This window comes from Pseudomonas sp. Van50 (assembly GCF_055390755.1).
On sequence record NZ_AP024343.1, the window covers coordinates 1,635,161 to 1,659,079 of the forward strand.

The window sequence follows — 23,919 nt, forward strand, 5'->3', positions numbered from 1 at the left end:
TTTACTCCCCTTTGCCGCCGGCGGCTTTATCAGCTGCCTTTGCGGGGGCCGGGTTCTTGGTGCCTACGTTGGTGGCTTCGGTGGCCTTGACCTCCACGCCAGGGCGGACGAACTGCAACCCTTCGGTGATCAGGCGATCGCCGGCCTTGAGCCCGTCTTCGATCAGCCACTGGCTGCCGACGGTGCGGCTGGCCTTGAGCTGGCGCAGCTCGACCTTGTTGTCCGCACCCACCACCAGCGCGGTTGGCGCGCCCTTGAGGTCGCGGGTCACGCCTTGTTGCGGTGCCAGGATCGCCGCGCTGTTCACACCGGCCTGCAATTGGGCGTGGACGAACATGCCCGGCAGCAGGGTGTGGTCAGGGTTGGGGAACACGGCGCGCAAGGTCACGGAGCCGGTGGTCTGGTCAACCGACACTTCAGAAAACTCCAACTTGCCTTCGTGCGGATACTGGCTGCCGTCCTCCAGGGTCAGCTTGACCATGGCCGCGTTCTCGCCGGCCTTTTGCAATCGGCCGCTTTCCAGTTCGCGGCGCAGTTGCAGCAGCTCGACCGAGCTCTGCGTCACGTCGACATAGATCGGGTCCAGTTGCTGAATGGTTGCCAGGGCATCAGCCTGGCCGTTGCTCACCAGCGCACCCTCGGTGACCGAGGAGCGGCCGATGCGACCGGAAATCGGTGCGTAGACCTTGGTGTAGCGCACGTTGATCTGGGCCGTCTGCAGATTGGCTTCCGATTCCAGGCGATTGGCCACGGCGGTATCGTATTCCTGACGGCTCACCGCCTGCTCATCCACCAGTTGCTTGTAGCGGTCGGCAATCGACTTGGTGGAGCGCAGGTTGGCCTCGGCGCTCTTGAGGGTCGCTTCGTAGACCGCAGGGTCGATCTGGTACAGCTGCTGGCCGGCCTTGACGTCGGCGCCTTCCTTGAACAGACGCTTGAGAATGATGCCGTTGACCTGTGGCCGTACTTCGGCGACGCGGAACGCGCTGGTGCGGCCCGGCAGTTCCGAGGTCAAGGTGAAGGGCTGGGTCTTGAGGGTTACGACGCCGACCTGAGGAGGGGGCGGTGCAGGCGCAGCCTCTTCCTTTTTGCATCCACTGAGCAGCGATGCCAGGGCGATGGCGGTAACCAGAGCGGTAACAGCTGGCTTGAATTGCATGGAAATCCTCGGGTCCAGGCGCGCAAGGGGCGCACTCGAAGGTGGAAGGTAAAAAAGCAGCAGTAATTCAATTAGTAGGATGCTAAGAAATATACTTACGTACACGGTTGTTTGTAAACAGCCAAATTGCGTAATATCCGGATTTACAAAAACCTGACAAAGGGCCTGAGTAGATCGGAGGGGACGCGCTTCAAGCGACGTCGCCTCGTATTTTGCTCTGCTGATTCTTACGCATTGCTGACGCAATCCTGATTGAGGTGTTTACTGCCATGGTCCGTCGTACCAAAGAGGAAGCCCAGGAGACTCGCAGCCAGATAGTCGAAGCGGCCGAAAAGGCGTTCTTCGAGCGAGGCGTGGCCCGCACCACTCTGGCGGATATCGCGACGCTGGCCGGCGTGACGCGCGGTGCTATCTATTGGCATTTCAGCAACAAGGCGGACCTGCTCCAGGCCATGCTCGATACCTTGCATGAGCCGCTCGATGACCTGGCCCGCGCCAGTGAGAATGAAGAGGAGCTTGACCCGCTGGGCTGTACGCGCAAGCTGCTGGTGCAATTGTTTCAACAAGTTGCCCTGGACCCGAAGACCCGACGCATTAATGAGATTCTGTTCCATAAGTGTGAATTCACCGATGAAATGTGCGATCTGCGCCAGCAGCGGCGCCAGGTCAGTCTCGACTGTAATGTGCGTATTGCCTTGTCGTTGCGCAATGCGATGAATCGTGGCCAGCTACCGGCGGACCTGGAACCGGAAAGGGCGGCGATTGCCCTGCATGCCTATGTCGACGGTATTCTTTATCAGTGGCTGCTGGCCCCCGATAGCTTCCCCCTGGCCGGTGAGGCTGAGCGCTGGGTGGATATCGGGCTGGATATGCTGCGCCTGAGCCCTAGCCTGCGCAAATGAAACAAAATGCGTAATTGCTTCGGCTTGTTTCATGACAAGAGTTCGAAATAGCTTTTATAAACTGAATGCTGTCGTGGTTGAAAGGCAATCATGAACAAATTTTGTAGGGGATTTGTTTCGTGACCGGCAGCGACTCCGTCGGCTCCCGATCCCACGGAGTAAGCTTGCAGGAGAATCGCCGGCTCATGTCAACGTCTTGGCGGGGCCGCAGGCTCACCGACCTGGTTCGATAATGAGGCGAACGGTGTAGTTGAAGGGGGGCTCAAGCATCTTCCGGGAAATTTCCGAGCGGCACGTGTATTCGCCATTGCCGGTGTAAGTCGTCCTGCTCTTCCAAGTGGGCTTATAGCTGGGTTCCAAAGCGCCAGGCACGATGGAGACCTGCAAGCGAGTGTGCATTTGACATTCAAAGTTGAAATGGCTCATTTCATAATTAAGGACCAGTTCGACAGGTTTGACTTTTTTTAATGTCGGGCGCCAGCCGGCTCCGGGGTAGGTGTAATCCCTGAAGTGCTCGATATGGAATCTATAACTTGATGTTGGATCGATGTCGTGGGCGCTCAAGGAAAAATCCTCGGCCTGGGGTGGGTCGGTTAACAGGTTGTTCATTTTCAATGTGCCGCGGGTGTTGTTGGCAATCTCCACGGTCACTTCGGTATTGGCCTGGCTGTGGGCAACCATGGCGGGGCCCAGCAGGAGGGCGAGAATGAAGTTTTTCAGGATGTTCATGGTAAGGCATCTCTCATAAGTACACGGTTCACTGGCGTTCGCCTGCAAACTGATGGTGTCTGGTTAGTGGGTGTTGCTGGAATGTTAAAGTTCTTAATGTGTGGCTGGGTGAAGTGTAAGTTTCAATCCTTTGTATCAGTGGTTGGTGCGTTCGAGCGTTATTATTAGCGCCGTTGCGTGATTGAATCCATGCTGGATGAAAGTTGCCTTGTTATTTAATGTTGCTGTTCGCGTTGATTGCGCGTGGCCGAAGTTTTACAGGTATAAAAAAAGCCCCGGCTCTTTCGAGTCGGGGCTTTTTTATAAAGCGGCTGGTGCGAGCTTACATCACGGGGTAATCAATGTACCCCACTGGGCCTTTCCCATAGAAAGTTTCAGGATGCGGCTCGTTCAACGGTGCATTGGCCTTCAGGCGTGCCGGCAAGTCCGGGTTGGCAATGAACGGAACCCCGAACGCGACCGCGTCAGCCTTGCCAGCCGCCAGCCAGGCGTTGGCGCTGTCCTTGGTGAAGCGTTCGTTGGCGATGTACGGGCCGCCGAACGCCTGCTTGAGTTGCGGACCGATGCTGTCATCGCCTTCCTTCTCACGGGAGCAGATGAAGGCGATGCCGCGCTTGCCCAGTTCACGGGCCACGTAGCTGAACGTCTCCAGACGGTTTTCGTCGCCCATGTCATGGGAGTCGGCCCGTGGCGCCAGGTGCACGCCCACTCGGCCGGCGCCCCAGACTTCAATGGCTGCGTCGGTCACTTCCAGCAGCAGGCGGGCACGGTTTTCCAGGGAACCGCCGTACTGGTCGGTGCGCTGATTGGTGCTGCTTTGCAGGAACTGGTCGAGCAGGTAGCCGTTGGCGCCATGGATTTCCACGCCGTCGAAACCCGCGGCCTTGGCATTCTCGGCGCCGACACGGTAGGCGTCGACAATGTCGGCGATTTCAGCGGTTTCCAGTGCGCGCGGCGTCGGGTAGTCGGCCAGGGGGCGAACCAGGCTCACGTGGCCCTTGGGCTGGATCGCGCTGGGCGCCACGGGGGCTTCGCCATTGAGGTACGACGGATGGGAGATCCGGCCCACATGCCACAGTTGCAGGAAGATCTTGCCGCCGGCGCCGTGGATCGCCTTGGTGATGTTGGCCCAGCCGCGCACCTGGTCGTTGGACCAGATGCCCGGGGTGTCGGGGTAGCCCACGCCCATCGGCGTGACGGACGTGGCTTCGCTGAGGATCAGGCCAGCGGAGGCGCGTTGCACGTAGTACTCGGCCATCAGCGCGTTGGGGACGCGGCCTGCGTCGGCGCGGCAGCGGGTGAGTGGAGCCATGATGATGCGGTTCTTCAGCTCGATGTCGCCGAGTTTGATAGGGTCGAAAATAGTCGCCATGAAAATACAACCTCGAAAGTGGAAGGGTTAAATCAATGAGTCGCCGGGGCCAGGTCGGCATTGCCGCCCTGGCGGAAAGTGATCAGGGTGACCAGCAGCGCCAGCACGGCCAGCGCGCCGGCGGCCAGGGGCACGGAGGTCAGGCCCAGGCCATGGTCGATGACGCTGCCGCCGACCCAGGCGCCCAGGGCGTTGCCGATGTTGAAGGCGCCGATGTTCAGGGTGGACACCAGGTTGGGTGCGTCTTTGCCGAAGGTCACCACGTTGACTTGCAGGGCCGGCACGGCAGCGAAGCAGGCGGTGGCCCAGAGGAACAGGGTGATTTCACTGGGGATCAGCGCCACGCTGGTCCAGCTCAGGACGGTGGACACCACGGCCATGGTGAGGAAGACGCCCATCAGGGTGTTCGCCAGGCTCTTGTCCGCCAGCTTGCCGCCGATGATGTTGCCCAGGGTCAGGCCCAGGCCGATCAGCACCAGGGTCCAGGTCACGCCACGGGGCGACACGCCGGTCACTTCGCCCAGCAGCGGGGCGACGTAGGTGAACAGGGTGAACACCGACGCGGAGAACAGCGCGGTCATGCTCAGGGACAGCCACAGGCCGGCGCCTTTGAGCGCTACCAGTTCCGAGCGCATGTCGAGTTTCTCTTCATCGCGCTTGGCTGGCAGGAAACGAATCAGGCCGATCAGCGCAATCACACCGATGACGGTCACCGCCCAGAAGGTCGAACGCCAGCCGGCCTCCTGGCCCAGTGCGGTGCCCAACGGCACGCCGAGCACATTGGCCAGGGTCAGGCCGGTGAACATCAGGGCCACGGCCGAGGCGCGCTTGTTGGGCGCCACCAGGCCGGCGGCCACCACCGAACCGATGCCGAAGAACGCGCCGTGGCACAGGGCGGTGACGACCCGGGCGAACATCAGCACGTTGTAGTCGCTGGCGATCGCGCAGAGCAGGTTGCCGACGATGAAAATCCCCATCAGCGCCACCAGGGCGGCCTTGCGCGGCAGCCGGGCGGTGGCCAGGGCCATGAACGGTGCGCCGATGGCCACGCCCAGGGCGTAGCCGGTCACCAGCCAGCCGGCGCCGGGAATCGACACGCCCAGGTCAGCCGCCACGTCGGGCAACAGGCCCATGATGACGAACTCGGTGGTGCCGATGGCGAAGGCGCTCAGGGCCAGGATCAGGAGTGAGAGGGGCATGATGAGTCCTTGTCGGGTCAGAGCTCTTGGCTCATTTGCTTGAGGAACTGCTGGATCACTTCCTCGTTGCGTTTGAAGAAGTGCCATTGACCGACCTTCTGGCTGGTGATCAGCCCCGCCCGTTGCAACACCGCCAAGTGCGCAGACACCGTGGATTGCGACAGGCCGCAACGCTGGTCGATCTGCCCGGCGCAAATGCCGAACTCGTGGTTGTGCAACTGCTCGGGGAACTGGACCTTGGGGTCTTTGAGCCAGTTGAGGATGTCTCGCCGTACTGGGTGCGCCAGGGCTTTTATTATTTCGTCGAGGTCGAGGGTCATGGGTGGCAGGCTCGGGGGGTGAGTAAAACGCTATATCGCGATAGAGCGAACCTTAAATCGTTATTTCGCGATACACCAATATGGATTTGATCTGAATGCCGAACAAATCGCTATATCGGGTTATAACGATATGGGCGCGGGGGTGCTAAGCTGCGGTCCATGAACTATCTCGCGCACCTGCACCTCGGCGGCCCTGGCCGGGAACAACTGCTCGGCAGCCTCTACGGCGACTTCGTCAAAGGGCCGTTGCAAGGGCAGTACGATCCGCAGATCGAAGCGGCGATTGCCCTGCATCGGCGCATCGACATGTACACCGACCGCCATCCCTTGGTGGACATTGCCCTGTCGCGTTTTTCCACGGTGCGACGGCGCTATGCCGGGATTGTGCTGGACGTGTTTTTCGATCACTGCCTGGCCCGGGACTGGGCGTTGTACGGCGAAGGGCCGCTGGTGGATTTCACGTCCCGTGTCTACCAGGTACTGCGCACCGAACCGCAGTTGCCAGGGCGCCTGGCACAGATCGCGCCGTATATGGCGGCGGATGACTGGCTGGGGTCTTATCAGGAATTCGACGTGCTGGGGCAGGTACTGCGCGGCATTTCCCGCCGCCTGTCCCGACCCGAGGAACTGGCCGGGGCGATGGCGGAGTTGATCGAGCTTTATGAGCCGCTGAGCGAGGATTTCCGGTTGTTCTACCCTCAGCTTCAGGATTTTGCTCAAAACCAGGTCACGCCGCAGGACTAATTGTGGGAGCGAGCTTGCTCGCGATAGCGGTGTATCAGCCAGTTCATCTGCTGAATGTTAAGCCGCTATCGCGAGCAAGCTCGCTCCCACAAGGGATCCTTCTGCACGAAAGGATCCGGTTCAAGCCGCGATGGCAGGCCGCATCGGCGCTTGCTGTTTCTCGGGAATCGTCCCGAACAGCGCCTTGTGCACCGCCTGTTGCGCCTGGAACGCCAGGGCCGCGCGTTCCTGGCCGTGGCAGGCAATCGGTTCCAGCAGATGGATGTGCACGTCGCCCCGATCATTGGCGAACAGGCGCATCAGGTGCGACAGCAAATCATCATCGCCAATGAACGGTGCCAGCGAATCCGGCTCACCGTCGCGCAGGTAACGGATCGCCACTGGCTGCAACGCCACATCGGCATCAATGGCGGCAGACAACAAGCGCCCATGGAACGTGCGCAGGGATCGGCCATCGGTGGTGGTGCCTTCCGGGAACATCAGCAGCGGATGGGCCTGTTCCAGGTGGCGGCTCATTTGTTTGCGGATCAGTTGGCTGTCACCCGACCCGCGCCGGATAAACAGGCTGCCGGCCTTGGCGGCCAGCCATCCGGCCACCGGCCAGGTGCGCACTTCGGCCTTGGACAGGAATGACATCGGTGTGAGCATGCCCAGCAACGGGATGTCAGTCCAGGACACATGGTTACTGACCCACAGCATCGGCCGTTGCGGCAGTTGACCGTGGACGGTGACTGAAAAGGGCAGGGCATGGCTCAGCCGCGCCATGAAGAACCGCGACCAGCGCTGGCGACGGACCATCGAGTTGGCGACCCCCAGGCGTTCGAACAGGCCGAACACGCTGGCCATGCTCAGGCCCAGGGTCACCACCAGCAAGACTCGCGCGATACGCGCGTACACCCGCAACCGGCTCATTACACGGCTGCCTTGAAGTGGCGGGCGTAGCGCGGGCAGAGTTCGTCGCGCTTGAGCAGGATGAACACGTCGGCCACCTGGAAGTCCTCGTCCCAGCACGGCTCGCCGCAAATCTTCGCGCCCAGGCGCATGTAGGCCTTGAGCAGCGGCGGCATTTCGGCGATGACGTTGGACGGTACGTCCAGGCTCGGCAGCGGTTTTTTCGGCACGGCCTGCAGGTGTTCGGTGCACAGGTAGCGTTCGCGCAGGCGCTGCATGATTGCCTGGGCCTGGATGCCGCCATCCTGCATCGGAATGCTCGCGCAGCCCATCAGGTAGCTGTAGCCGCCTTCGTTCAGGACTTCGGCCAGTTCGCCCCAGAGCACCGCGATGGTGCCGCCGTTGCGGTAGGCCGGGTCGACGCAGGTACGACCGATTTCCAGGATCGGGCCCTTGAGATGGACCAGGCCGTGGAGGCTGAATTCTTCTTCGCTGTAGAACCGGCCCAGGCTGCTGGCGGCCTGGTGGTCGAGCAGGCGCGTGGTGGCCACGAGGCGGCCGGTGTTCAGGTCGCGTACGCCGATGTGGGCGCAGTGAACATCATAGTCATCCATGTCCAGACCCACTTCCGCGCCTTTGAGCTTGGCGTTGAATTCGCCGCTGAAGACGTTGAAGCGCAGGGCCTGGGCTTCTTGCAAGGCGTGGGCGCCGATCAGGCGTTCGGCTTGCAGGCGGCGTTCATTGCCGGTGTCGCTGATGCGGGCGATCTGGGTCATAGCGAATCTCCGTGCGGGCTGTTCAGTTGCAGCCTGTCGACTTTCTTTATGCAGCCATGTTGTGCAAAGTCAGGCTATGTAGCCCCGGTGTCATCGCCATGAAGCTTTGGTGATGCTTATATGACAGCCTTCAAGGAGCCCTCTCATGCCCTGGCACACCCTGATCGAACGTGGCGAGCGCCTGCCCACCTATCCGGACCTGGCTGAAGGTTATGCCGTGTTGTTGCAACGGCTGGGGCCGGTGACGCCGTTCGAGTTGGCCGTGGTCGGCGCCCGGTCGATGGCCACGCCGGGGCTGGCGTTCCTGGTGGGGTACCAGGCGGCGCTGCGGGTGCTTTGGCCGAGCGCGCCCCAGAGCCTTGGCGCCCTGTGTGCCACCGAACAACGCAGCCTGCGCCCGGCGGACATGCAAACCCGCCTCGACGATTTGCGCCTGAGCGGGCGCAAGGATTTCGTCACCGCTGGCGACGCCGCCGAGTGGCTGCTGATTGCCGCTCGCAGCGAAGCGCCCGGCGAAACGCCACGACTGAACCTGGCAGTGGCCTATGCGGGCGAGCCCGGCGTGACCCTGGAAAAACTCCCCGCCATGGGCCTGATGCCGGACATCAGCCATGGCCGCGTGCTGCTCGACGGCGCGCTGTGCGAGTTGCTGGCCGGTGATGGCTGGGACGCCTACGTCAAACCGTTCCGCACCCTGGAAGACCTTTATGTACTCAGCGCGATGACGGCCTGGTTGTATGGCGTCGGGCAGGAATGTGCCTGGCCCCAGGTGTTGCAATTGCGCCTGCTGGCGTTGCTTGCCGGCTGCGCGGAGGTGAGTCGCCACAACCCTTCCAGCCCTGCCGGGCATGTGCTGCTGGGCGGGTTGTTCGCCCAGTTCCAAGGGCTCGACGACGAACTCGACGCTGCCCTGGCCGCCGGGCCTGCGACGTGGCGCGAGATGTGGACGCGGGATAAAGGGGTGATGGAGCTTGCGGCGGGGGCCCGGGCCAAGCGGTTGGCCAAGGCGTTGGGAACTTCATTGGGTTGAAGGGCCTCATCGCGGGCAAGCCTTGCTCCCACAGGTTTTGAGTGGACCATGCTTGAGTGGTCAAGACAAAATCTGTGGGAGCAAGGCTTGCCCGCGATGGCGTCGGTACTGTCGACACAAGCCTCGAAACTGTCATCAAGTCTGCATAGGCTCTGAAGGTTCAACCCTGCGAGCCCCAAGCATGTCCAAAGGCTGGTTCCTGATCCCGCTGCTGATACTCAACCTGAGCGTCCGGGCCGAAGACTGGCCCGGCGAGCAATGGCCAAGCGGCCCGACTCCGAGCGGGCCGGCCATCGACGCCTTGGAACAATACGCCTTCCCACCCCGGGACGACGCGAGCCGTGAGGGCATCCGTACCGATGCGCTGCTGGTGATCCAGGACGGTCGACTGATCTATGAACGCTACGCCGGGCCGACCACCGCCCAGACCCCGCACCTGACCTGGTCCATCAGCAAAAGCCTGTTGGCGACGGTGTTCGGCGTGGCCTACGGTGAACAGCGCTTTGCCCTGGACGATCCGGCAGCCAAGTACTACCCACCCCTGAACCGGCACCCGGGCCTGACCCTGGCCGATCTTTTCCACTGGGCGTCTGGCCTGGACTGGCAGGAGGACTACGAATACTCGCCACTCAAGTCCTCGGTGGTGGCGATGCTCTATACCCGCGGGCGTCATGACATGGCGGCCTTTACCACGCGGCACGAAAGCTTCAGCCCCCCGGGGCAGGCGTTTCGTTATTCCAGCGGTGACAGCAACCTGTTGGCGGCGGCCCTGAAAAACATCGTCGGTGCGGCACGCTATCCCGATTATCCCTGGACGGCCCTGTTCGAGCCCCTTGGCATCCGCCACGCGACTTGGGAAACCGACGCCAGCGGCACGTTCGTGGGATCGTCCTATGCCTACCTCACGGCGCGGGACCTGGCGCGTGTCGGGTTGTTGATGCAACGGGACGGCCGCTGGGGCGAACGGCAACTGATCCCCAAGGATTGGGTCGCGTTCAGCCGCGAACCGTTCGTGCACTTCCAGGCCGGCCAGGACGAAGCCGTGCCGGGCGGGCACTGGTGGCTCAACCGCAGCGCCGATCCGACGCTCCACCCCTGGCCCGATGCGCCGACGGATACCTTCGCCGCGCTGGGCCATTGGGGCCAGGCGCTGTACATCATCCCCAGCGCCAGACTGGTGATCGTGCGCTACGGCGACGACCGCGACGGCAGCTATCGCCATAACGAACTGCTCAAGCGCGCCATGGCGGCGTTCGCCGGGAAGGGGCAGCCATGAAGCGCAAAATCCTGCTGACCTTGCTGTCGGTGCTACTCATTGCCCTGTTCAGTTGGGTCTGGTTGGAGCGGGTGGCATTGCGGGCTTTCCCCGACATCATCAGTGCCTACACCGCCAAGGAATACTGCTCGTGCCGCTATGTGATGCAGCAACCGGCCGAGTATTGTCGGGGTTATGTGAAGCAGGCAGTGCCCATCCGCGATTTTCTCGAGACCGTTGAAGCCAAGCGCGTCACCGTCAGCGGGTTGGGGCGTAGCCACAGCGCCCAATGGCTGGGGGAGCGGCAGGGGTGTCGGTTGGAGCCCTGAACTAACCTTTGGAAACATGGCCTCACGTCGATCCTATTGTGGGAGCAAGGCTTGCCCGCGATGGCGATGTTGAAAACGCCATCGCGGGCAAGCCTTGCTCCCACAGATAAACCTCTTGCCCCCAGGTTCTCTGTATTCCTGGGCGGTTGTTGAAACAGACAGTTTGCAAGCGCCCTCGGCCCGGTTAAGGTTCGCCACAGGTTTATCTGCCCCCCGAGTGTGTATGTTCAAGCGGTTTTCCCCTCACGCGGTCGCCAGCCTGCTGCTGGCCTGCGCAGCGTTGCCGGCCCAGGCCGACTGGTACCTGGACGGCGAGTCGTCGCGGTTGTCGTTTATCAGCAGCAAAAACGGCAACGTTTCCGAGGTCCAGCGTTTCCTGGTGCTGCACGGTCAAGTCCAGCCCGACGGCTTGGCGCGCCTGGAAGTGGAGCTGGAATCCATCAACAGCGGCATTCCCCTGCGGGACGAGCGCATGCGCGCCGAGTTGTTCCAGATCAAGCAATTCGCCGAAGCCACCGTTACCGCCAAGATCGACCTGGCACCGATCCAGGACCTGGCCAATGGCGCGCAGCTGGAGTTGCGCCTGCCGCTGACGGTGAACCTGCACGGCAAGCAGCATGAGTACCCCGTCGAACTGCTGGCGACGCGCCTGGATGAACGCCGCTTCCAAGTGGTGACCCTGGAGCCGGTGGTGCTCAACGCGGCGGATTTCGATCTGGCGCCGGGCCTGGAAAAGCTCCGCAACCTGGCCGGGTTGTCGGCCATCAGCCTGTCGGTGCCGGTGAATGCGGTGCTGATCTTCACGGCGCGCTGACATGAGCGGCCCGGTCTTTCCCTGGCGTGAAGGCAATCGCTTCGAGCTGTTGATCGACGGCCCACAGTTCTTCCCACGCATGCTGGTGGAAATCGCCCGTGCCCAGGAGCAGGTCGAGCTGGAGCTGTACCTGGTGGAGGCGGGGGCCTGCGCCGAGGCGATGGTCCAGGCACTGGTGCAGGCCGCCGAGCGGGGCGTTCGCGTACGCTGCCTGTTCGATGACTATGGCAGCCTGGCGTTTACCCTGGCCCTGCGCAAGCGCCTGACCGAGGCTGGGGTGGAGTTGCGTTTCTACAATCGCCTGAGCTGGCGCCGCTGGGTGCGCAACCTTTATCGGGATCACCGCAAGCTGTTGTTGGTGGACCAGCGCCTGGCCGTGGTCGGTGGCACCGGGGTGACCGATGAATTCTGGAACCCCCTCGACGACCGCAGTGAGTGGCACGAAGTGATGGTGGAAATCGTCGGCCCGCTGGTGCTCGACTGGCAGTTGCTGTTCGACCGCCAGTGGCTTGCCAACCGTCATCGGCGGGCCTGGAAGCCAGCCTCCAATTTCGGCTTGCCGCGCCTGCCGCGCATCCCGCCGGTGGGCGAAGGCATGGGCCGGGTGGCGTATGCCGACGCCCGCCAGCATCGCGACATCCTGCAATCGCTGTCCCGGGCATTGAACAGCGGCCAGAAACGCATCTGGATGGCGACGCCATATTTCCTGCCGACCTGGAACGTGCGCCGCTCCTTGCGCAAGGCCGCCGCCCGGGGCATCGACGTGCGCCTGCTGCTGACCGGCCCGCGCACCGATCACCCGTCCGTGCGCTACGCCGGGCACCGTTACTACCCGCGATTGCTCAGGGCCGGCGTGCAGATTTTCGAGTACCAGCCGTGTTTCCTGCACCTGAAGATGGTGTTGGTGGATGATTGGGTCAGCATCGGCTCCTGCAATTTCGATCACTGGAACCTGCGTTTCAATCTGGAAGCCAATCTGGAAGCCCTGGATTCCAGGCTCAGCAGCGCCGTGGCGGCCAGTTTCGAACGGGATTTCGCCCAGAGCCTGCAAGTCAGCCTCGACGCCTGGCAGCGCCGACCGTTGTGGAAGCGATTCAAGCAGCGGGTGTGGGGGTTGGTGGATCGGGTGGTGGTGAATCTGTTGGATCGGCGCGGTTAGCTCAAGCACCCAGATACAACTGTGGGAGCGAGCTTGCTCGCGATAGCAGAGTATCAGCCAATGTCGATGCGGCTGATCTGACGCCATCGCGAGCAAGCTCGCTCCCACAGTGGATTTTCAGCGGTCACAAAAGCGTTTGCCACAGAACCCATTGTGGGAGCGAGCTTGCTCGCGATAGCGGAGTGTCAGTCGATATCGATGCGGCTGACCTGACGCTATCGCGAGCACGCTCGCTCCCACAGGAGGATCAAGTTGTTCTGAAGGTCAGAGCAACTCAAAACTCTGCTGCTTCACGTCCTGGGAATCCAGGCCGATCTGCACGTTGAACTTGCCCGGCTCTGCCCCGTACTTGAGCTGGGCGTTGTAGAACTTCAGGTCGTCTTCGGTGATGGTGAAGTGGATGACTTTCTTCTCGCCAGCCTTGAGCATCACCTTGCGGAAGTTCTTCAGCTCTTTCACCGGGCGAATGATCGAGCCGGTCACGTCCTGGATGTACAACTGCACCACGGTTTCGCCGTCACGCTTGCCGGTGTTTTCCAGGGTTACGCTGGCATCGAGCTTGCCGGTCTTGTTCAGCGTGGTCGATGACAGGGCCATGTCCGACAGGCTGAACTCGGTATAGCTCAGGCCGTAGCCGAACGGATAGAGCGGGCCGGTGGTGTCATCGAAATACTGCGAGGTGTAGTTGCCCGGCTTGCCCGGCGTGAACGGCCGGCCAATGCTCAGGTGGTTGTAGTAGGTCGGAATCTGCCCCACCGAGCGTGGGAAGGTGATCGGCAGCTTGCCCGACGGGTTGTAGTCGCCGAACAGCACGTCCGCGATGGCGTTGCCACCTTCGGTGCCGCTGAACCAGGTTTCCAGGATCGCATCGGCCTGCTGCTTTTCTTCCAGCAACGACAGCGGACGGCCATTCATCAGCACCAGCACCAGGGGCTTGCCGGTGGCCTTCAGGGCCTTGATCAGCTCGCGTTGGCTGGCCGGGATGTTCAGTTCGGTACGGCTCGACGACTCATGGGACATGCCACGGGACTCGCCCACGGCGGCCACCACCACATCGGCGTCCTTGGCGGCTTGCACCGCTTCGTCGATCAAAACCTGGGCCGGGCGCGGGTCGTCCACCACTTCCGGGGCGTCGAAGTTGAGGAAGTTCAGGTAGTCGAGCACCTTCTTGTCGCCGGTGATGTTGGCGCCACGGGCGTAGATCAGCTTCGACTCGGCGCCCAGGGCGCGGGTCATGCCATCGAACAGGGTGACCGATTGCGCAGGGCGCCCGGCCGCGGCCCAACTGCCCATCATGTCGATCGGTGCCTTGGCCAGCGGGCCGACCAGGGCGATCTTCGCGGTCTTCTTCAGGGGCAGGGTCTGGTTGCGGTTTTCCAGCAGGACCAGGCTGCGGCGTGCCACGTCACGGGCATCGGCGCGGTGCAGGCGGCTTTCGGCGTAGGTGTCGACCGGGTCGTCCTCGGCCTTGCCGATGCGCAGGTACGGATCCTTGAACAGGCCCATGTCGTATTTGGCCGCGAGCACTTCGCGCACGGCGTTGTCGATGTCGCTCTGTTCGATCTCGCCGGCCTTGAGCAGCCCTGGCAGTTCCTTGCCGTAGAGCGAGTCGTTCATGCTCATGTCGATGCCGGCCTTGATCGCCAGCTTCGCCGCTTCGCGACCGTCCTTGGCGACGCCGTGCTTGATCAGTTCGAAGATGGCGCCGTGGTCACTGACCGCCAGGCCCTTGAAGCCCCATTCCTTGCGCAGCAGGTCGTTCATCAGCCAGGTGTTGGCGGTGGCCGGCACGCCGTTGATGGAGTTCAGCGCGACCATCACCCCGCCGGCTCCGGCGTCGATGGCGGCGCGGTAGGGCGGCAGGTAGTCCTGGTACATTTTCAGCGGACTCATGTCCACGGTGTTGTAGTCCCGACCGCCTTCCACTGCGCCGTAGAGGGCGAAGTGCTTGACGCTGGCCATGATGCTGTCGGCCGCGTTGGCGCCGTTGCCCTGGAATGCCTTGACCATCACCCCGGCGATGCGCGACACCAGGTAGGTGTCCTCGCCGAAACCTTCGGAGGTCCGGCCCCAACGTGGGTCGCGGGAAATGTCGACCATGGGCGCGAAGGTAATGTCCAGGCTGTCGGCCGCGGCTTCCTGGGCGGCGATGCGCCCGGAGTGGTAGATGGCGTCCATGTCCCAGCTCGAGGCCAGGGCCAGGGGGATCGGGAAAATCGTGCGGTGGCCGTGGATCACGTCATAGGCGAAGAACATCGGGATCTTCAACCGGCTGCGCATGGCCGCGTCCTGCATCGGACGGTTCTCATCGCGGGTGATGGAGTTGAACGTACCGCCAATGTTGCCGGCGGCGATTTCCTTGCGAATCATCTCCCGGGGCATTTCCGGGCCGATGCTGATCAGGCGCAATTGGCCGATCTTCTCTTCGAGGGTCATCTGCTTCATCAGATGGCTGATGAAGGCGTCCTTGTTCTCTATGGGGGCGGGCAGGTTGTCGGCAAATACGGAGTGACTGGCCAGACTGACAAACAGGCCCAGCAAACACAGCTTCTTCATGAATAGTTTTCTCGCAAGCCTAAAGGGCGGTGATCAGGACACGCCGGTCAGCCAAAATGTGAGGAGCGGCTATTGTTGTTCGGTCAAATACAGCACACTTTCGAGCCCAGGGGGCTGAACTTAGTTTCGCACCGCGCATCTTTTAGCCCATCGACCCGTTTCAATCCAGTGCGGCGGCAGATTATGCCCCAGACGCCAGTGAGATAGGTGGCCGGGTTTTTCCAATGTCATGCCAGGGAGCGCTTCATCCAATGAATCCACGAGTGAATCACCTTCGCAGCCTGCCGATGCTGGCCTTGATGCTGCTTACCACGCTGCTGGCCGGTTGCGGCATCAATAACATCCCGACCCTGGACGAACAGGCCAAGGCCGCCTGGGGCCAGGTGCAGAACCAGTACCAGCGCCGTGCGGACCTGATTCCCAACCTGGTGGAAACCGTCAAGGGCTACGCCCAGCACGAGCAGGAAACCCTGACCGCGGTGATCGAGGCGCGGGCCAAGGCCACGTCGATCCAGGTGGACGCCAGTACCTTGGACAACCCGGAAAAGCTCAAGCAGTTCCAACAGGCCCAGGACCAGTTGACCGGCGCGTTGAGCCGGCTGATGGTGGTGTCCGAGCGTTATCCGGACCTCAAGGCCAACCAGAATTTCCTGGCGCTGCAATCGCAGCTCGAAGGCACCGAGAACCGCATCGCCGTGGCACGCCGCGACTTCATCCTGGCGGTGCAGAAGTACAACACCGAGATCCGCACGTTCCCGGGCCGCCTGTGGCACAGCGTGATGTACAGCGACCTGCCGCTGCGCGAGACTTTCGAGGCCACCAGCTCCAATGCCGAAAAAGCCCCTGAAGTGAAGTTTTGATCAATTCGGCAGTTTGAAGCGTTGTGGGAGCGAGCTTGCTCGCGATGGCGGCGGCACATTCAGCATTGCTGCAAGCTGACCCACCGCTATCGCGAGCAAGCTCGCTCCCACACAAGGAGTTGCGATGCGAGTGTTGAAATTTGGCCTGGTGCTGTTGCTCTGGGTGTTTGCAGTCACGGCACAGGCCGAATTGAAGTTTCCAGCGCTGACCGGGCGTGTGGTGGACACCGCCCAGATGCTCGACCCTTCGGTGCGCGCGCAACTGGAGACGCAGCTCAAGGCCCATGAACAGGCGACCGGCGAACAGGTGGTGGTCGTGACCCTGGCGGACCTGCAGGGCAGCAGCATCGAAGATTTCGGCTATCAGCTGGGGCGCCACTGGGGCATAGGGCAGAAGGATAAAAACAACGGCGCGCTGCTGATCGTGGCCCGGGATGACCGTAAACTGCGCATCGAAGTGGGCTACGGCCTGGAGGATCGCCTGACCGACGCCCAGAGTTCGGTGATCATCAACCAGGTGATCACGCCGGCCTTCAAGACCGGCAACTTCAACAAAGGCATCAGCGACGGCGTCGCGGCGATGCTGGTGGTGCTGGGCGGCAGCCCGCTGGACGAGCCGGCGCCGGCATACAGTACGGATGAACAGCAGGAGCAGGGCGATTTTGTCGAGCGCCATGCCGGGTTGTTCATCTTCCTGGTGATCCTGTTTATTTTGACGATATCGGTCTGCCAGATGCTCGGTATCCTGCCGGCCGGGCGCGGTGGCTCCAGCGGTTCGGGCAGCTCCGGTGGGGGCGGCTTCAGCGGTGGAGGCGGCGGTGGCGGCTTCAGCGGTGGCGGTGGCAGTTTCGGGGGCGGCGGTTCGTCGGGCGGCTGGTGACAATAATAATGAGCAGGCACTTTTAACCATGGCATTACTGACTGAACACGAACAACGCAAGGTCGCCGAGGCCATCGCTCGGGTCGAGCAGCATACCGACGCCGAACTGGTCACGGTGCTGGCCGCCCGCGCCGACGACTACGCTTACATCCCGCTGCTATGGGCGAGCCTGCTGGCGCTGGTGGTGCCCGGCGCGGTCCATTACCTCACCGGTTGGTTGGCCCTGCACAGCCTGTTGCTGGTGCAGTGGGTCAGTTTCATCGTGTTGTGCCTGGTGTTTCGCATCCCAAGGATCACCACTCACCTGATCCCCCGTTCCGTGCGTCACTGGCGGGCCTCCAACCTGGCACGCCGGCAATTTCTCGAGCAAAACCTGCACCACACCGTGGGCAGCACGGGCGTGCTGATCTTTGTCTGCGAGGCCGAGCGGTATGTGGAAATCCTCGTCGATGAAGGCATTTCCAGACACCTGGACAACACATGCTGGGACGCCATCGTCGCAACGTTCACCCAGCAGGTGCGCCAGGGGCAGACCTTGCAGGGGTTCGTGACGTGTATCCAAGCCTGCGGCGAATTGCTCAAGGAACATGTGCCGGTGACTCATGAGCGCAATGAGCTGCCGAATCGGTTGGTGGTGCTGGGCTGAAAGTTTCCTGTCGGCACAAGCCTGTGGGAGCAAAGCTTGCTCGCGATGAACGATGACTCGGTTTTGCCTGCCGAATCGCGGCGTATTCATCGCGGGCAAGCCTTGCTCCCACAGAGGCTACTGCTCGCCACACCAACTTTTCCGTGCCCTCGCTGCCCATCCCCCTAAAATACCGGCATTCCCGATCCGCCCGCCCCGAGGCCGCTTGTCCATGTCCGCCACCGCAACTCCAGCCCGTCCCGCGCCGGATCACCACGCCCAGTTCATCGAACTGCTGCACACCAGCCTTGAACAAAACGCTTTCATCAAACTGGTGCTGGCCAAGTACGTCGGGGATGAGGTGGACCTCCAGCGGCTGATCATCAAGCAGCTGACGGTCAAGGACCAGCCGTGCCTGTCCTTCGTCTACCGCTACAAGACTCGCGACATCACCAAGAATCTCCCCCTGGCCGAAGGCGTGGACACTATCGCCGCGCTGTTGCCAGCGTCGTTCAAGAACGCGCATTTGCTGGCGGTCACTGACGAGGCGCAGTTGGAGTACAGCAAAAAGGGCAAAAGCTCGCTGTTCAAGAGCAAGCCCCAGCAACTGCGAGAAGTGCCGTCTGCCGAGCACAACCGCGAGAAGAACCGCTTCCTCGACCTGAACCGGCCGTTTTTGGCCGACCTGGGCGTGACCAACCACAAGCACGAGCTGATTCCGGCGATGTCGCGCAAGTGGAAGCAGATCAACAAGTTCATCGAGGTCTTCAGCCACGCGCTGACATCTTCGCCACTGGCCCTGGACCAACCGGTGCGGGTCTCGGATTTCGGTTCGGGCAAGGGCTACCTGACCTTCGCCATCCACGATTACCTGCGCAACACCTTGCAGGCCGAAGGCGTGGTGACCGGTGTCGAGCTGCGTGAAGACATGGTCAAGCTGTGCAACGAAGCCGCCGCGCGGCTGGAGCACCCGGGCCTGAGTTTCCAGCACGGTGACGTGCGCAGCGTGGCGCCGAGCGCGGTGGATGTGATGATTGCCTTGCATGCCTGCGACATCGCCACCGACTACGCGATCCACATGGGCATTCGCTCGGGTGCCTCGATCATCATGTGCTCGCCGTGCTGCCACAAGCAGATCCGCCTGCAGATCCAGAGCCCGGCCTTGCTCAAGCCGATGCTGCAATACGGTCTGCACCTGGGCCAGCAGGCGGAAATGGTCACCGACAGTTTACGGGCGCTGTTCCTGGAAGCCTGCGGCTACGAGACCAAGGTCTTCGAGTTCATCTCCCTGGACCACACCAACAAGAACAAGATGATCCTGGCCGTCAAACGCGCCGAACCTGTGGATCCCACCGAGCTGCTGGCAAAGATCGAAGCACTCAAGGCCTTCTACCACATCACCGAGCATTGCCTGGAAACGCTGCTGCGGGCGGATGGTTATCTCGAGCACTGAGGCCCCAGTGGGAGCGAGCTTGCTCGCGATGGAACGATGACGCGGTGTGCCTGAAGACCCCATCGCCTGAATCGCGAGCAAGCTCGCTCCCACAGACTGTCCTGCCACTTCATTTTTGTGCAGTCCGTCAGGTAATGACGGGTTATCGCTCATCCGCCGACTTACCGGACTACCTTTAATGCGTTCACCCCTCACGCATTTCCAAAGGAGCCCAACCAATGGCCGCCAAGAAAATCCTGATGCTGGTCGGCGATTACGTCGAAGATTATGAAGTCATGGTGCCATTCCAGGCCTTGCAGATGATTGGTCACACCGTACACGCCGTGTGCCCGGGCAAAAAGGCCGGGCAGACGGTGCGCACGGCGATCCACGATTTCGAAGGCGACCAGACCTACAGCGAAAAGCCGGGGCACTTGTTTGCCCTCAATCATGATTTTGCCAGTGTCCAGACCGTTGACTATGACGCCCTGCTGGTGCCGGGCGGGCGCGCGCCGGAATACCTGCGCCTGGACGAAGCGGTCCTGCAACTGGTGCGCGATTTCGACCTGGCGGGCAAGCCGATTGCCGCGGTGTGCCACGGTGCACAATTGCTGGCCGCGGCGGGCATCCTGGAGGGGCGCGAATGCAGCGCCTACCCGGCGTGTGCCCCGGAAGTACGCCTGGCGGGCGGGACCTACATCGACATTCCCGTGACCCAAGGCCATGTTCAAGGCAACTTGGCGACTGCACCGGCCTGGCCTGCGCACCCAAGCTGGCTGGCGGGGTTCCTGACCCTGCTGGGCACGGCTATCACTTTGTAGTAACGCACTGGCAAGGCAAGCGCAGCGGGTCTTTACTCTCGGGACATGCCCTCATTGCCTGGAGAACAATCATGTCCGGATGGTACGAAATCAGCAAAAGCAGCAGTGGCCAGTTTCGGTTTGTACTCAAGGCGGCCAACGCCGAGATCATCTTGACCAGCGAGCTGTACACCACCCGCAGCGGCGTCGACGGCGGCATTGCTGCGGTGCAGAAAAACAGCCCGTTGGCCGAGCGCTATGAACTCAAGAACACCAAGGACGGCCATCCGTACTTCAACCTCAAGGCCGGTAACCATGAAGTGATTGGCAGCAGTGAGGCGTATTCATCGGACGCCGCCCGGGACAAAGGCATCGCCAGCGTCAAGGCTAACGGACCGACGACGGTCATCAAGGACAAGACCGTGGCTGCGCTCTGACGGGACAGCAATAAGGGCGCCTGGCCTGTGGAGGGGAATCATGTGTGGGAGCAACGCTTGCTCGCGATCCAGGCGCTGCGGTTGTGCAGGCTAAGCGAGCCATTGTTCATCACGAGCAAGCTTTGCTCCCACAAATAGATCCCCTCGCTACACGTTTTTTACCCTGCCTTTAAACCTCCACCGGCACCGACAGCTTCGGATCGCCCAGTGGATGGCTCTTGGCATCGAAGAAGCGCAATTGCACCTCCAGCCCCTGGAACACCTTGGCGTAATGCCGTTTCTGGTGCTGGATGAACGCCTGGCTGCGCGGGTAGATCGAAATCGCCACGGTTTTCGGTGCGGCCAGGCGCAGGGCATGGACAATGTGCCGGTCCTGCTCGCCCAGGGCATGGCCGAACAGGCACAGGTTGTCGCCATGGCGCAGCAACTGGTCGTAGCAGAACGACAGGTAATCGCTGCTGCGGATGGTCTTGAGCTTGTCCGCGCTGGGGCCTTCATTGACGAACAGTGGCACGTCGTCGAGGGTCTTGATCGTGTTGTTGATGGCGAAACTGCCCAGCAAGGTGCCTTCGGTGGACGTGAGCTTGCGCGCCGTGCCGTCCTGGTTGCGCACCAGGTGCAGGCCACCGTGCAGGTACAGCAAGCGCGGTTTGTCCGTGGTCACCTGGCTCAGGTCGAAACTGTGATCATCGCCGCAGAACAGGTCGCTGATGGTCTTGGCCCCATGCTGGATCGCCCAGTAGTTGAGCAGGTCGTAGTTGGTGGTGAACACCGTGCGGTAGCGGCTCAGCTCCTGGTTGAGCGTTGCCAGGGTCGACGGTTGCACCAGCCGCCACGGGATGTGCACCGCGTGCACGGTGTTGATCAGCGCTTCCTTGATCGCGTAATAGCGGTTACGCGGGGCGGCGGAACTGACGGCCAGGGCCTTGTTGACCCGACTGGTGGTTTTCAGCGCCCCGAGCACCTGTTCGAAACTGCGCGTCTGCATCGCGTCGAACACGCTCAGTTCCGACGGGCTCAAGGGTTTCTCCTCGACGGTGCGGGCGTTTTCGAACAGCGAGTCATAGCCGAAATCGTCCCACACCGCGCGGCTGGCCCCATTGCCCACCAGCAGGCCGCTGAAGGCGGTATCGGCGCGCACGGCCTCCCAGTCTTCGAGCCGGGTGTCGTATTCCTGGAAATCGGTCATCGCAAGGATCATCTCAAAACGTGGCAAAGGCAGGCCGCGACTTTATCACGCCCCAGTCTTGAGCCAGATCAAGATACGTCGTGACTACTGGGTCATTCTGTAGGTCCCGCCGATCCGGCCTCTACCAGGAGTGTGACCCCATGAGCAGTACTTTTTTCATTCCCGCCGTGAACATCATGGGGCTGGGTTGCCTGGATGAAGCGATGACCGCCATCCGCAACTACGGCTTTCGCAAGGCGCTGATCGTCACCGACGTGGGGCTGGCCAAGGCCGGTGTCGCCAGCAAGGTGGCCGAACTGCTGGCGCTGCAGGACATCGATTCGGTGATTTTCGACGGTGCCAAGCCCAACCCGAGCATTGCCAATGTCGAGCTCGGCCTGGGTTTGTTGATGGAGAACCGGTGCGATTTCGTGGTGTCCCTGGGCGGCGGTTCCCCCCACGATTGCGCCAAGGGCATCGCGTTGTGTGCCACCAACGGCGGGCAGATCAGTGACTATGAAGGCGTCGACCGTTCGAGCAAGCCGCAATTGCCGCTGATCGCCATCAACACCACGGCCGGCACCGCCAGCGAAATGACCCGCTTTTGCATCATCACTGACGAGACACGCCACGTGAAAATGGCCATTGTCGATCGCAACGTGACCCCGCTGATGTCGGTGAACGACCCGGCGCTGATGGTGGCGATGCCCAAGGGCCTGACGGCTGCCACCGGCATGGATGCGCTGACCCACGCGATCGAGGCTTATGTGTCCACCGCAGCCAATCCGATTACCGATGCCTGCGCCCTGAAGGCCATGACCCTGATCAGCGACAACCTGCGCCTGGCCGTGCGCGACGGCAACGATCTGGTGGCGCGGGAAAACATGGCCTACGCGCAGTTTCTCGCGGGGATGGCGTTCAACAATGCGTCGTTGGGGTTCGTGCACGCCATGGCCCATCAACTGGGTGGTTTTTACGACTTGCCTCATGGCGTGTGCAACGCGGTGTTGTTGCCCCATGTACAGAGCTTCAACGCCTCGGTGTGCGCCGCTCGCCTGAGCGACGTGGCCCATGCCATGGGCGCCGATACACGTGGCTTCAGCCCGGAAGAGGGGGCCCGGGAAGCTATTGCGACGATCCGCAGCCTGGCCCATGACGTGGACATTCCGGCCGGTTTGCGTGACTTGGGCGTGCGCCTCAACGACGTGCCGTTGCTGGCCGCCAACGCCTTGAAAGACGCGTGCGGCCTGACCAACCCACGGGCGGCGGACCAGCGGCAGATCGAAGAGATTTTCCGCAGCGCGTTCTAAGCGACCCGGGGCGGTACGAACCTCACACAGAGCATCGCCGCCGCCCCCAGCAGCGCGCACAACGCCGCCAATGGCCAGGCCTGTTGGCTCAACAACAGGCTGGCCATGGCGCCGATCACCGAAGCCATCAGTTGATGCAGGAATCCGCTCAACGCCATGGCATAAGCGCCGGCCACCGGTGAGCCTTCGTTGGCCAGGGACAGGCTGATGGGGTAGATCAACGATTGACCAAACACCGCGAAGCAATACGGCAGCCAGAAGAGCAGCGCGATGCTGCTCAGGGTGAGGCTGCCTGCCAGCATGGTCATGCTGCCGCCCAGCACCAGTACGATGCCCCAGCCCATCATTCGCCGTTGACCGGTGCGCAGCACAAACGCGTTCACCGCCAGCGCCCCGAACAGGTACGCCGCACTGATCGGCCAGCCCAGCAGGCCGTATTCGATGGCCGACCAGTGGAAGCTTTCCTGCAGGATCAGCGGCGCGGCGGTATTGAAGGCGACGATTACGCCGTACCCCAGCCCACCGGCCAAGGCCGGCAGCAGGAACGCGCGTTGCCGGACTATCTGCCCATAGATCCCCCACGCCGATTGCCCATTGCTGGCGTGCACCAACATCGGGAACCTGGCCCGGGACACCGCCGCTGCCATGGCCAGGCTGATGGCACCCAAACCCTGGAAAATCGCCTCCCAGCCGAAAGCGGCCTGGATCAGCGAGCCCAGGTACTGGCCGATACCGAGGGCAATCACAAAGGCGATCGATATCCAGGACAGGGCCTTGGCCAGCAGGTCGCCGCTGAAACTGTCGCGAATCAAGACCCGCGCCATCACCGAAATACCGCTGGCACCAATGCCCTGAATCAACCTGAGCGCCAGGAACGCCTCCACGCTTGTGCCCAGCGGCAGGGCCAGGTTGCCCAGGCCATACAACCCCAGTGCCGCCAGCAAGACCGGTTTGCGCCCCAAGCGCTGGCTCAGGCTGCCCCACAGCAACATGGGCAGCGCCATGCCGATCAGGTACACCGACAGGCCCCAGGAAACCTGGGACGCATCGGCACCCAGGTCCCGGGCGATAGCGGGCAGGGCCGGCAAGTAGATGCTCATGCCCAGTTGTGCCAGGAAAACGGTGGTGCAGGTAAGGATCAGGGTTGTACGGTTCTTCATCGAGCGTCCTGT

The 23,919-nt window shown here is 62.0% G+C and carries 24 protein-coding genes; 14 read left to right on the plus strand and 10 right to left on the minus strand.

Going from position 1 to position 23,919, the window contains the following annotated elements:
* Nucleotide 1: 1 nt before the first annotated feature.
* Entirely contained in the window at nt 2-1,159 is a 1,158-nt protein-coding gene (locus tag ACZ5M5_RS07200; RefSeq protein ID WP_060738815.1) for an efflux RND transporter periplasmic adaptor subunit, read from the minus strand.
* Between the two features lie 269 nt (nt 1,160-1,428).
* Between ACZ5M5_RS07200 and ACZ5M5_RS07205 the strand changes: the two genes are divergently transcribed.
* Entirely contained in the window at nt 1,429-2,061 is a 633-nt protein-coding gene (locus ACZ5M5_RS07205; protein WP_060738814.1) for a TetR family transcriptional regulator, read from the plus strand.
* A gap of 213 nt (nt 2,062-2,274) precedes the next feature.
* Here the strand turns inward: ACZ5M5_RS07205 and ACZ5M5_RS07210 are convergent, their stop codons facing one another.
* The 4 genes from ACZ5M5_RS07210 to ACZ5M5_RS07225 all read right to left on the minus strand — a co-directional run bounded on the left by ACZ5M5_RS07210 (nt 2,275) and on the right by ACZ5M5_RS07225 (nt 5,681).
* Entirely contained in the window at nt 2,275-2,790 is a 516-nt protein-coding gene (locus ACZ5M5_RS07210; RefSeq protein ID WP_103310580.1) for a hypothetical protein, read from the minus strand.
* 322 nt (nt 2,791-3,112) lie between these two features.
* Nucleotides 3,113-4,162: an alkene reductase gene (locus ACZ5M5_RS07215; protein WP_060738812.1), complete on the minus strand. Its 1,050-nt coding sequence runs from the start codon at nt 4,160-4,162 to the stop codon at nt 3,113-3,115.
* A 32-nt stretch (nt 4,163-4,194) separates the two neighbouring features.
* Nucleotides 4,195-5,361, minus strand: coding sequence for an MFS transporter (locus ACZ5M5_RS07220; RefSeq protein WP_018607025.1), 1,167 nt, complete (start codon nt 5,359-5,361; stop codon nt 4,195-4,197).
* A gap of 17 nt (nt 5,362-5,378) precedes the next feature.
* Nucleotides 5,379-5,681 carry an ArsR/SmtB family transcription factor gene (locus ACZ5M5_RS07225; RefSeq protein WP_003198672.1) on the minus strand — a complete coding sequence of 101 codons (303 nt, stop codon included), beginning with the start codon at nt 5,679-5,681 and terminating at the stop codon, nt 5,379-5,381.
* A gap of 159 nt (nt 5,682-5,840) precedes the next feature.
* On the opposite strand from ACZ5M5_RS07225, the gene ACZ5M5_RS07230 reads away from it, so the two are divergent.
* Nucleotides 5,841-6,425: an acyl carrier protein phosphodiesterase gene (locus ACZ5M5_RS07230; RefSeq protein WP_103310583.1), complete on the plus strand. Its 585-nt coding sequence runs from the start codon at nt 5,841-5,843 to the stop codon at nt 6,423-6,425.
* Between the two features lie 120 nt (nt 6,426-6,545).
* Here ACZ5M5_RS07230 and ACZ5M5_RS07235 read toward each other — a convergent pair whose 3' ends face one another.
* Both ACZ5M5_RS07235 and olsB read right to left on the minus strand, forming a co-directional pair.
* Nucleotides 6,546-7,337, minus strand: coding sequence for a lysophospholipid acyltransferase family protein (locus tag ACZ5M5_RS07235; protein ID WP_060738810.1), 792 nt, complete (start codon nt 7,335-7,337; stop codon nt 6,546-6,548).
* Entirely contained in the window at nt 7,337-8,092 is a 756-nt protein-coding gene (gene olsB, locus ACZ5M5_RS07240) for an L-ornithine N(alpha)-acyltransferase (RefSeq protein ID WP_103310585.1), read from the minus strand. Before olsB ends, ACZ5M5_RS07235 begins: the two co-directional genes overlap by 1 nt.
* 145 nt (nt 8,093-8,237) lie before the next feature.
* On the opposite strand from olsB, the gene ACZ5M5_RS07245 reads away from it, so the two are divergent.
* The 5 genes from ACZ5M5_RS07245 to ACZ5M5_RS07265 all read left to right on the plus strand — a co-directional run bounded on the left by ACZ5M5_RS07245 (nt 8,238) and on the right by ACZ5M5_RS07265 (nt 12,679).
* On the plus strand, nt 8,238-9,122 hold the full coding sequence (locus ACZ5M5_RS07245; protein WP_464738825.1) for an acyl-CoA dehydrogenase: 885 nt from the start codon (nt 8,238-8,240) through the stop codon (nt 9,120-9,122).
* A 181-nt stretch (nt 9,123-9,303) separates the two neighbouring features.
* Entirely contained in the window at nt 9,304-10,398 is a 1,095-nt protein-coding gene (locus tag ACZ5M5_RS07250) for a serine hydrolase domain-containing protein (RefSeq protein ID WP_464738826.1), read from the plus strand.
* On the plus strand, nt 10,395-10,706 hold the full coding sequence (locus ACZ5M5_RS07255; protein ID WP_207281216.1) for an amidase: 312 nt from the start codon (nt 10,395-10,397) through the stop codon (nt 10,704-10,706). Before ACZ5M5_RS07250 ends, ACZ5M5_RS07255 begins: the two co-directional genes overlap by 4 nt.
* Before the next feature lie 223 nt (nt 10,707-10,929).
* On the plus strand, nt 10,930-11,520 hold the full coding sequence (locus tag ACZ5M5_RS07260; RefSeq protein WP_464738827.1) for a YceI family protein: 591 nt from the start codon (nt 10,930-10,932) through the stop codon (nt 11,518-11,520).
* A 1-nt stretch (nt 11,521) separates the two neighbouring features.
* The gene (locus ACZ5M5_RS07265) at nt 11,522-12,679 is read left to right on the plus strand and encodes a phospholipase D-like domain-containing protein (RefSeq protein WP_060738804.1); all 1,158 of its coding nucleotides are present in this window, start codon (nt 11,522-11,524) and stop codon (nt 12,677-12,679) included.
* A gap of 264 nt (nt 12,680-12,943) precedes the next feature.
* Here ACZ5M5_RS07265 and bglX read toward each other — a convergent pair whose 3' ends face one another.
* On the minus strand, nt 12,944-15,235 hold the full coding sequence (gene bglX, locus ACZ5M5_RS07270) for a beta-glucosidase BglX (protein ID WP_464738828.1): 2,292 nt from the start codon (nt 15,233-15,235) through the stop codon (nt 12,944-12,946).
* Between the two features lie 251 nt (nt 15,236-15,486).
* On the opposite strand from bglX, the gene ACZ5M5_RS07275 reads away from it, so the two are divergent.
* From ACZ5M5_RS07275 to ACZ5M5_RS07300, 6 genes are all read left to right on the plus strand, one after another.
* Nucleotides 15,487-16,095, plus strand: coding sequence for a LemA family protein (locus ACZ5M5_RS07275; protein WP_464738829.1), 609 nt, complete (start codon nt 15,487-15,489; stop codon nt 16,093-16,095).
* 124 nt (nt 16,096-16,219) lie between these two features.
* The gene (locus ACZ5M5_RS07280; protein WP_060738801.1) at nt 16,220-16,975 is read left to right on the plus strand and encodes a TPM domain-containing protein; all 756 of its coding nucleotides are present in this window, start codon (nt 16,220-16,222) and stop codon (nt 16,973-16,975) included.
* Between the two features lie 28 nt (nt 16,976-17,003).
* Nucleotides 17,004-17,621, plus strand: a complete 618-nt coding sequence (locus ACZ5M5_RS07285) for a TPM domain-containing protein (RefSeq protein ID WP_060738800.1) — start codon at nt 17,004-17,006, stop codon at nt 17,619-17,621.
* A gap of 211 nt (nt 17,622-17,832) precedes the next feature.
* The gene (locus tag ACZ5M5_RS07290; RefSeq protein ID WP_103310328.1) at nt 17,833-19,053 is read left to right on the plus strand and encodes a class I SAM-dependent methyltransferase; all 1,221 of its coding nucleotides are present in this window, start codon (nt 17,833-17,835) and stop codon (nt 19,051-19,053) included.
* A gap of 218 nt (nt 19,054-19,271) precedes the next feature.
* Nucleotides 19,272-19,853, plus strand: a complete 582-nt coding sequence (locus ACZ5M5_RS07295) for a DJ-1/PfpI family protein (protein WP_464738830.1) — start codon at nt 19,272-19,274, stop codon at nt 19,851-19,853.
* Between the two features lie 71 nt (nt 19,854-19,924).
* Complete coding sequence (locus ACZ5M5_RS07300) at nt 19,925-20,269, plus strand: YegP family protein (RefSeq protein WP_464738831.1); 345 nt, start codon at nt 19,925-19,927, stop codon at nt 20,267-20,269.
* A gap of 169 nt (nt 20,270-20,438) precedes the next feature.
* Here the strand turns inward: ACZ5M5_RS07300 and ACZ5M5_RS07305 are convergent, their stop codons facing one another.
* Nucleotides 20,439-21,458, minus strand: a complete 1,020-nt coding sequence (locus ACZ5M5_RS07305) for a DUF4917 family protein (protein ID WP_464738832.1) — start codon at nt 21,456-21,458, stop codon at nt 20,439-20,441.
* A gap of 140 nt (nt 21,459-21,598) precedes the next feature.
* Between ACZ5M5_RS07305 and yiaY the strand changes: the two genes are divergently transcribed.
* Nucleotides 21,599-22,747 carry an L-threonine dehydrogenase gene (gene yiaY / locus ACZ5M5_RS07310; protein WP_060738795.1) on the plus strand — a complete coding sequence of 383 codons (1,149 nt, stop codon included), beginning with the start codon at nt 21,599-21,601 and terminating at the stop codon, nt 22,745-22,747.
* Here the strand turns inward: yiaY and ACZ5M5_RS07315 are convergent.
* A complete protein-coding gene (locus ACZ5M5_RS07315) occupies nt 22,744-23,907 on the minus strand; it encodes an MFS transporter (RefSeq protein WP_464738833.1) in 1,164 nt (387 codons plus the stop codon). The two genes, yiaY and ACZ5M5_RS07315, sit on opposite strands and share 4 nt — an antisense overlap.
* Between the last annotated feature and the right edge of the window lie 12 nt (nt 23,908-23,919).

Coding starts and splice junctions, on each gene's coding strand:
- ACZ5M5_RS07245 (WP_464738825.1), top strand. CDS start 8,238: ATGCCCTGGCACACCCTGATCGAACGTGGCGAGCGCCTGCCCACCTAT.
- ACZ5M5_RS07275 (WP_464738829.1), top strand. CDS start 15,487: ATGAATCCACGAGTGAATCACCTTCGCAGCCTGCCGATGCTGGCCTTG.
- ACZ5M5_RS07210 (WP_103310580.1), bottom strand. CDS start 2,790: ATGAACATCCTGAAAAACTTCATTCTCGCCCTCCTGCTGGGCCCCGCC.
- ACZ5M5_RS07220 (WP_018607025.1), bottom strand. CDS start 5,361: ATGCCCCTCTCACTCCTGATCCTGGCCCTGAGCGCCTTCGCCATCGGC.
- ACZ5M5_RS07315 (WP_464738833.1), bottom strand. CDS start 23,907: ATGAAGAACCGTACAACCCTGATCCTTACCTGCACCACCGTTTTCCTG.
- ACZ5M5_RS07250 (WP_464738826.1), top strand. CDS start 9,304: ATGTCCAAAGGCTGGTTCCTGATCCCGCTGCTGATACTCAACCTGAGC.
- ACZ5M5_RS07235 (WP_060738810.1), bottom strand. CDS start 7,337: ATGAGCCGGTTGCGGGTGTACGCGCGTATCGCGCGAGTCTTGCTGGTG.
- ACZ5M5_RS07260 (WP_464738827.1), top strand. CDS start 10,930: ATGTTCAAGCGGTTTTCCCCTCACGCGGTCGCCAGCCTGCTGCTGGCC.
- ACZ5M5_RS07215 (WP_060738812.1), bottom strand. CDS start 4,162: ATGGCGACTATTTTCGACCCTATCAAACTCGGCGACATCGAGCTGAAG.
- ACZ5M5_RS07230 (WP_103310583.1), top strand. CDS start 5,841: ATGAACTATCTCGCGCACCTGCACCTCGGCGGCCCTGGCCGGGAACAA.
- ACZ5M5_RS07285 (WP_060738800.1), top strand. CDS start 17,004: ATGGCATTACTGACTGAACACGAACAACGCAAGGTCGCCGAGGCCATC.
- ACZ5M5_RS07265 (WP_060738804.1), top strand. CDS start 11,522: ATGAGCGGCCCGGTCTTTCCCTGGCGTGAAGGCAATCGCTTCGAGCTG.
- yiaY (WP_060738795.1), top strand. CDS start 21,599: ATGAGCAGTACTTTTTTCATTCCCGCCGTGAACATCATGGGGCTGGGT.
- ACZ5M5_RS07290 (WP_103310328.1), top strand. CDS start 17,833: ATGTCCGCCACCGCAACTCCAGCCCGTCCCGCGCCGGATCACCACGCC.
- bglX (WP_464738828.1), bottom strand. CDS start 15,235: ATGAAGAAGCTGTGTTTGCTGGGCCTGTTTGTCAGTCTGGCCAGTCAC.
- ACZ5M5_RS07205 (WP_060738814.1), top strand. CDS start 1,429: ATGGTCCGTCGTACCAAAGAGGAAGCCCAGGAGACTCGCAGCCAGATA.
- ACZ5M5_RS07295 (WP_464738830.1), top strand. CDS start 19,272: ATGGCCGCCAAGAAAATCCTGATGCTGGTCGGCGATTACGTCGAAGAT.
- ACZ5M5_RS07280 (WP_060738801.1), top strand. CDS start 16,220: ATGCGAGTGTTGAAATTTGGCCTGGTGCTGTTGCTCTGGGTGTTTGCA.
- ACZ5M5_RS07225 (WP_003198672.1), bottom strand. CDS start 5,681: ATGACCCTCGACCTCGACGAAATAATAAAAGCCCTGGCGCACCCAGTA.
- ACZ5M5_RS07200 (WP_060738815.1), bottom strand. CDS start 1,159: ATGCAATTCAAGCCAGCTGTTACCGCTCTGGTTACCGCCATCGCCCTG.
- ACZ5M5_RS07255 (WP_207281216.1), top strand. CDS start 10,395: ATGAAGCGCAAAATCCTGCTGACCTTGCTGTCGGTGCTACTCATTGCC.
- ACZ5M5_RS07300 (WP_464738831.1), top strand. CDS start 19,925: ATGTCCGGATGGTACGAAATCAGCAAAAGCAGCAGTGGCCAGTTTCGG.
- ACZ5M5_RS07305 (WP_464738832.1), bottom strand. CDS start 21,458: ATGACCGATTTCCAGGAATACGACACCCGGCTCGAAGACTGGGAGGCC.
- olsB (WP_103310585.1), bottom strand. CDS start 8,092: ATGACCCAGATCGCCCGCATCAGCGACACCGGCAATGAACGCCGCCTG.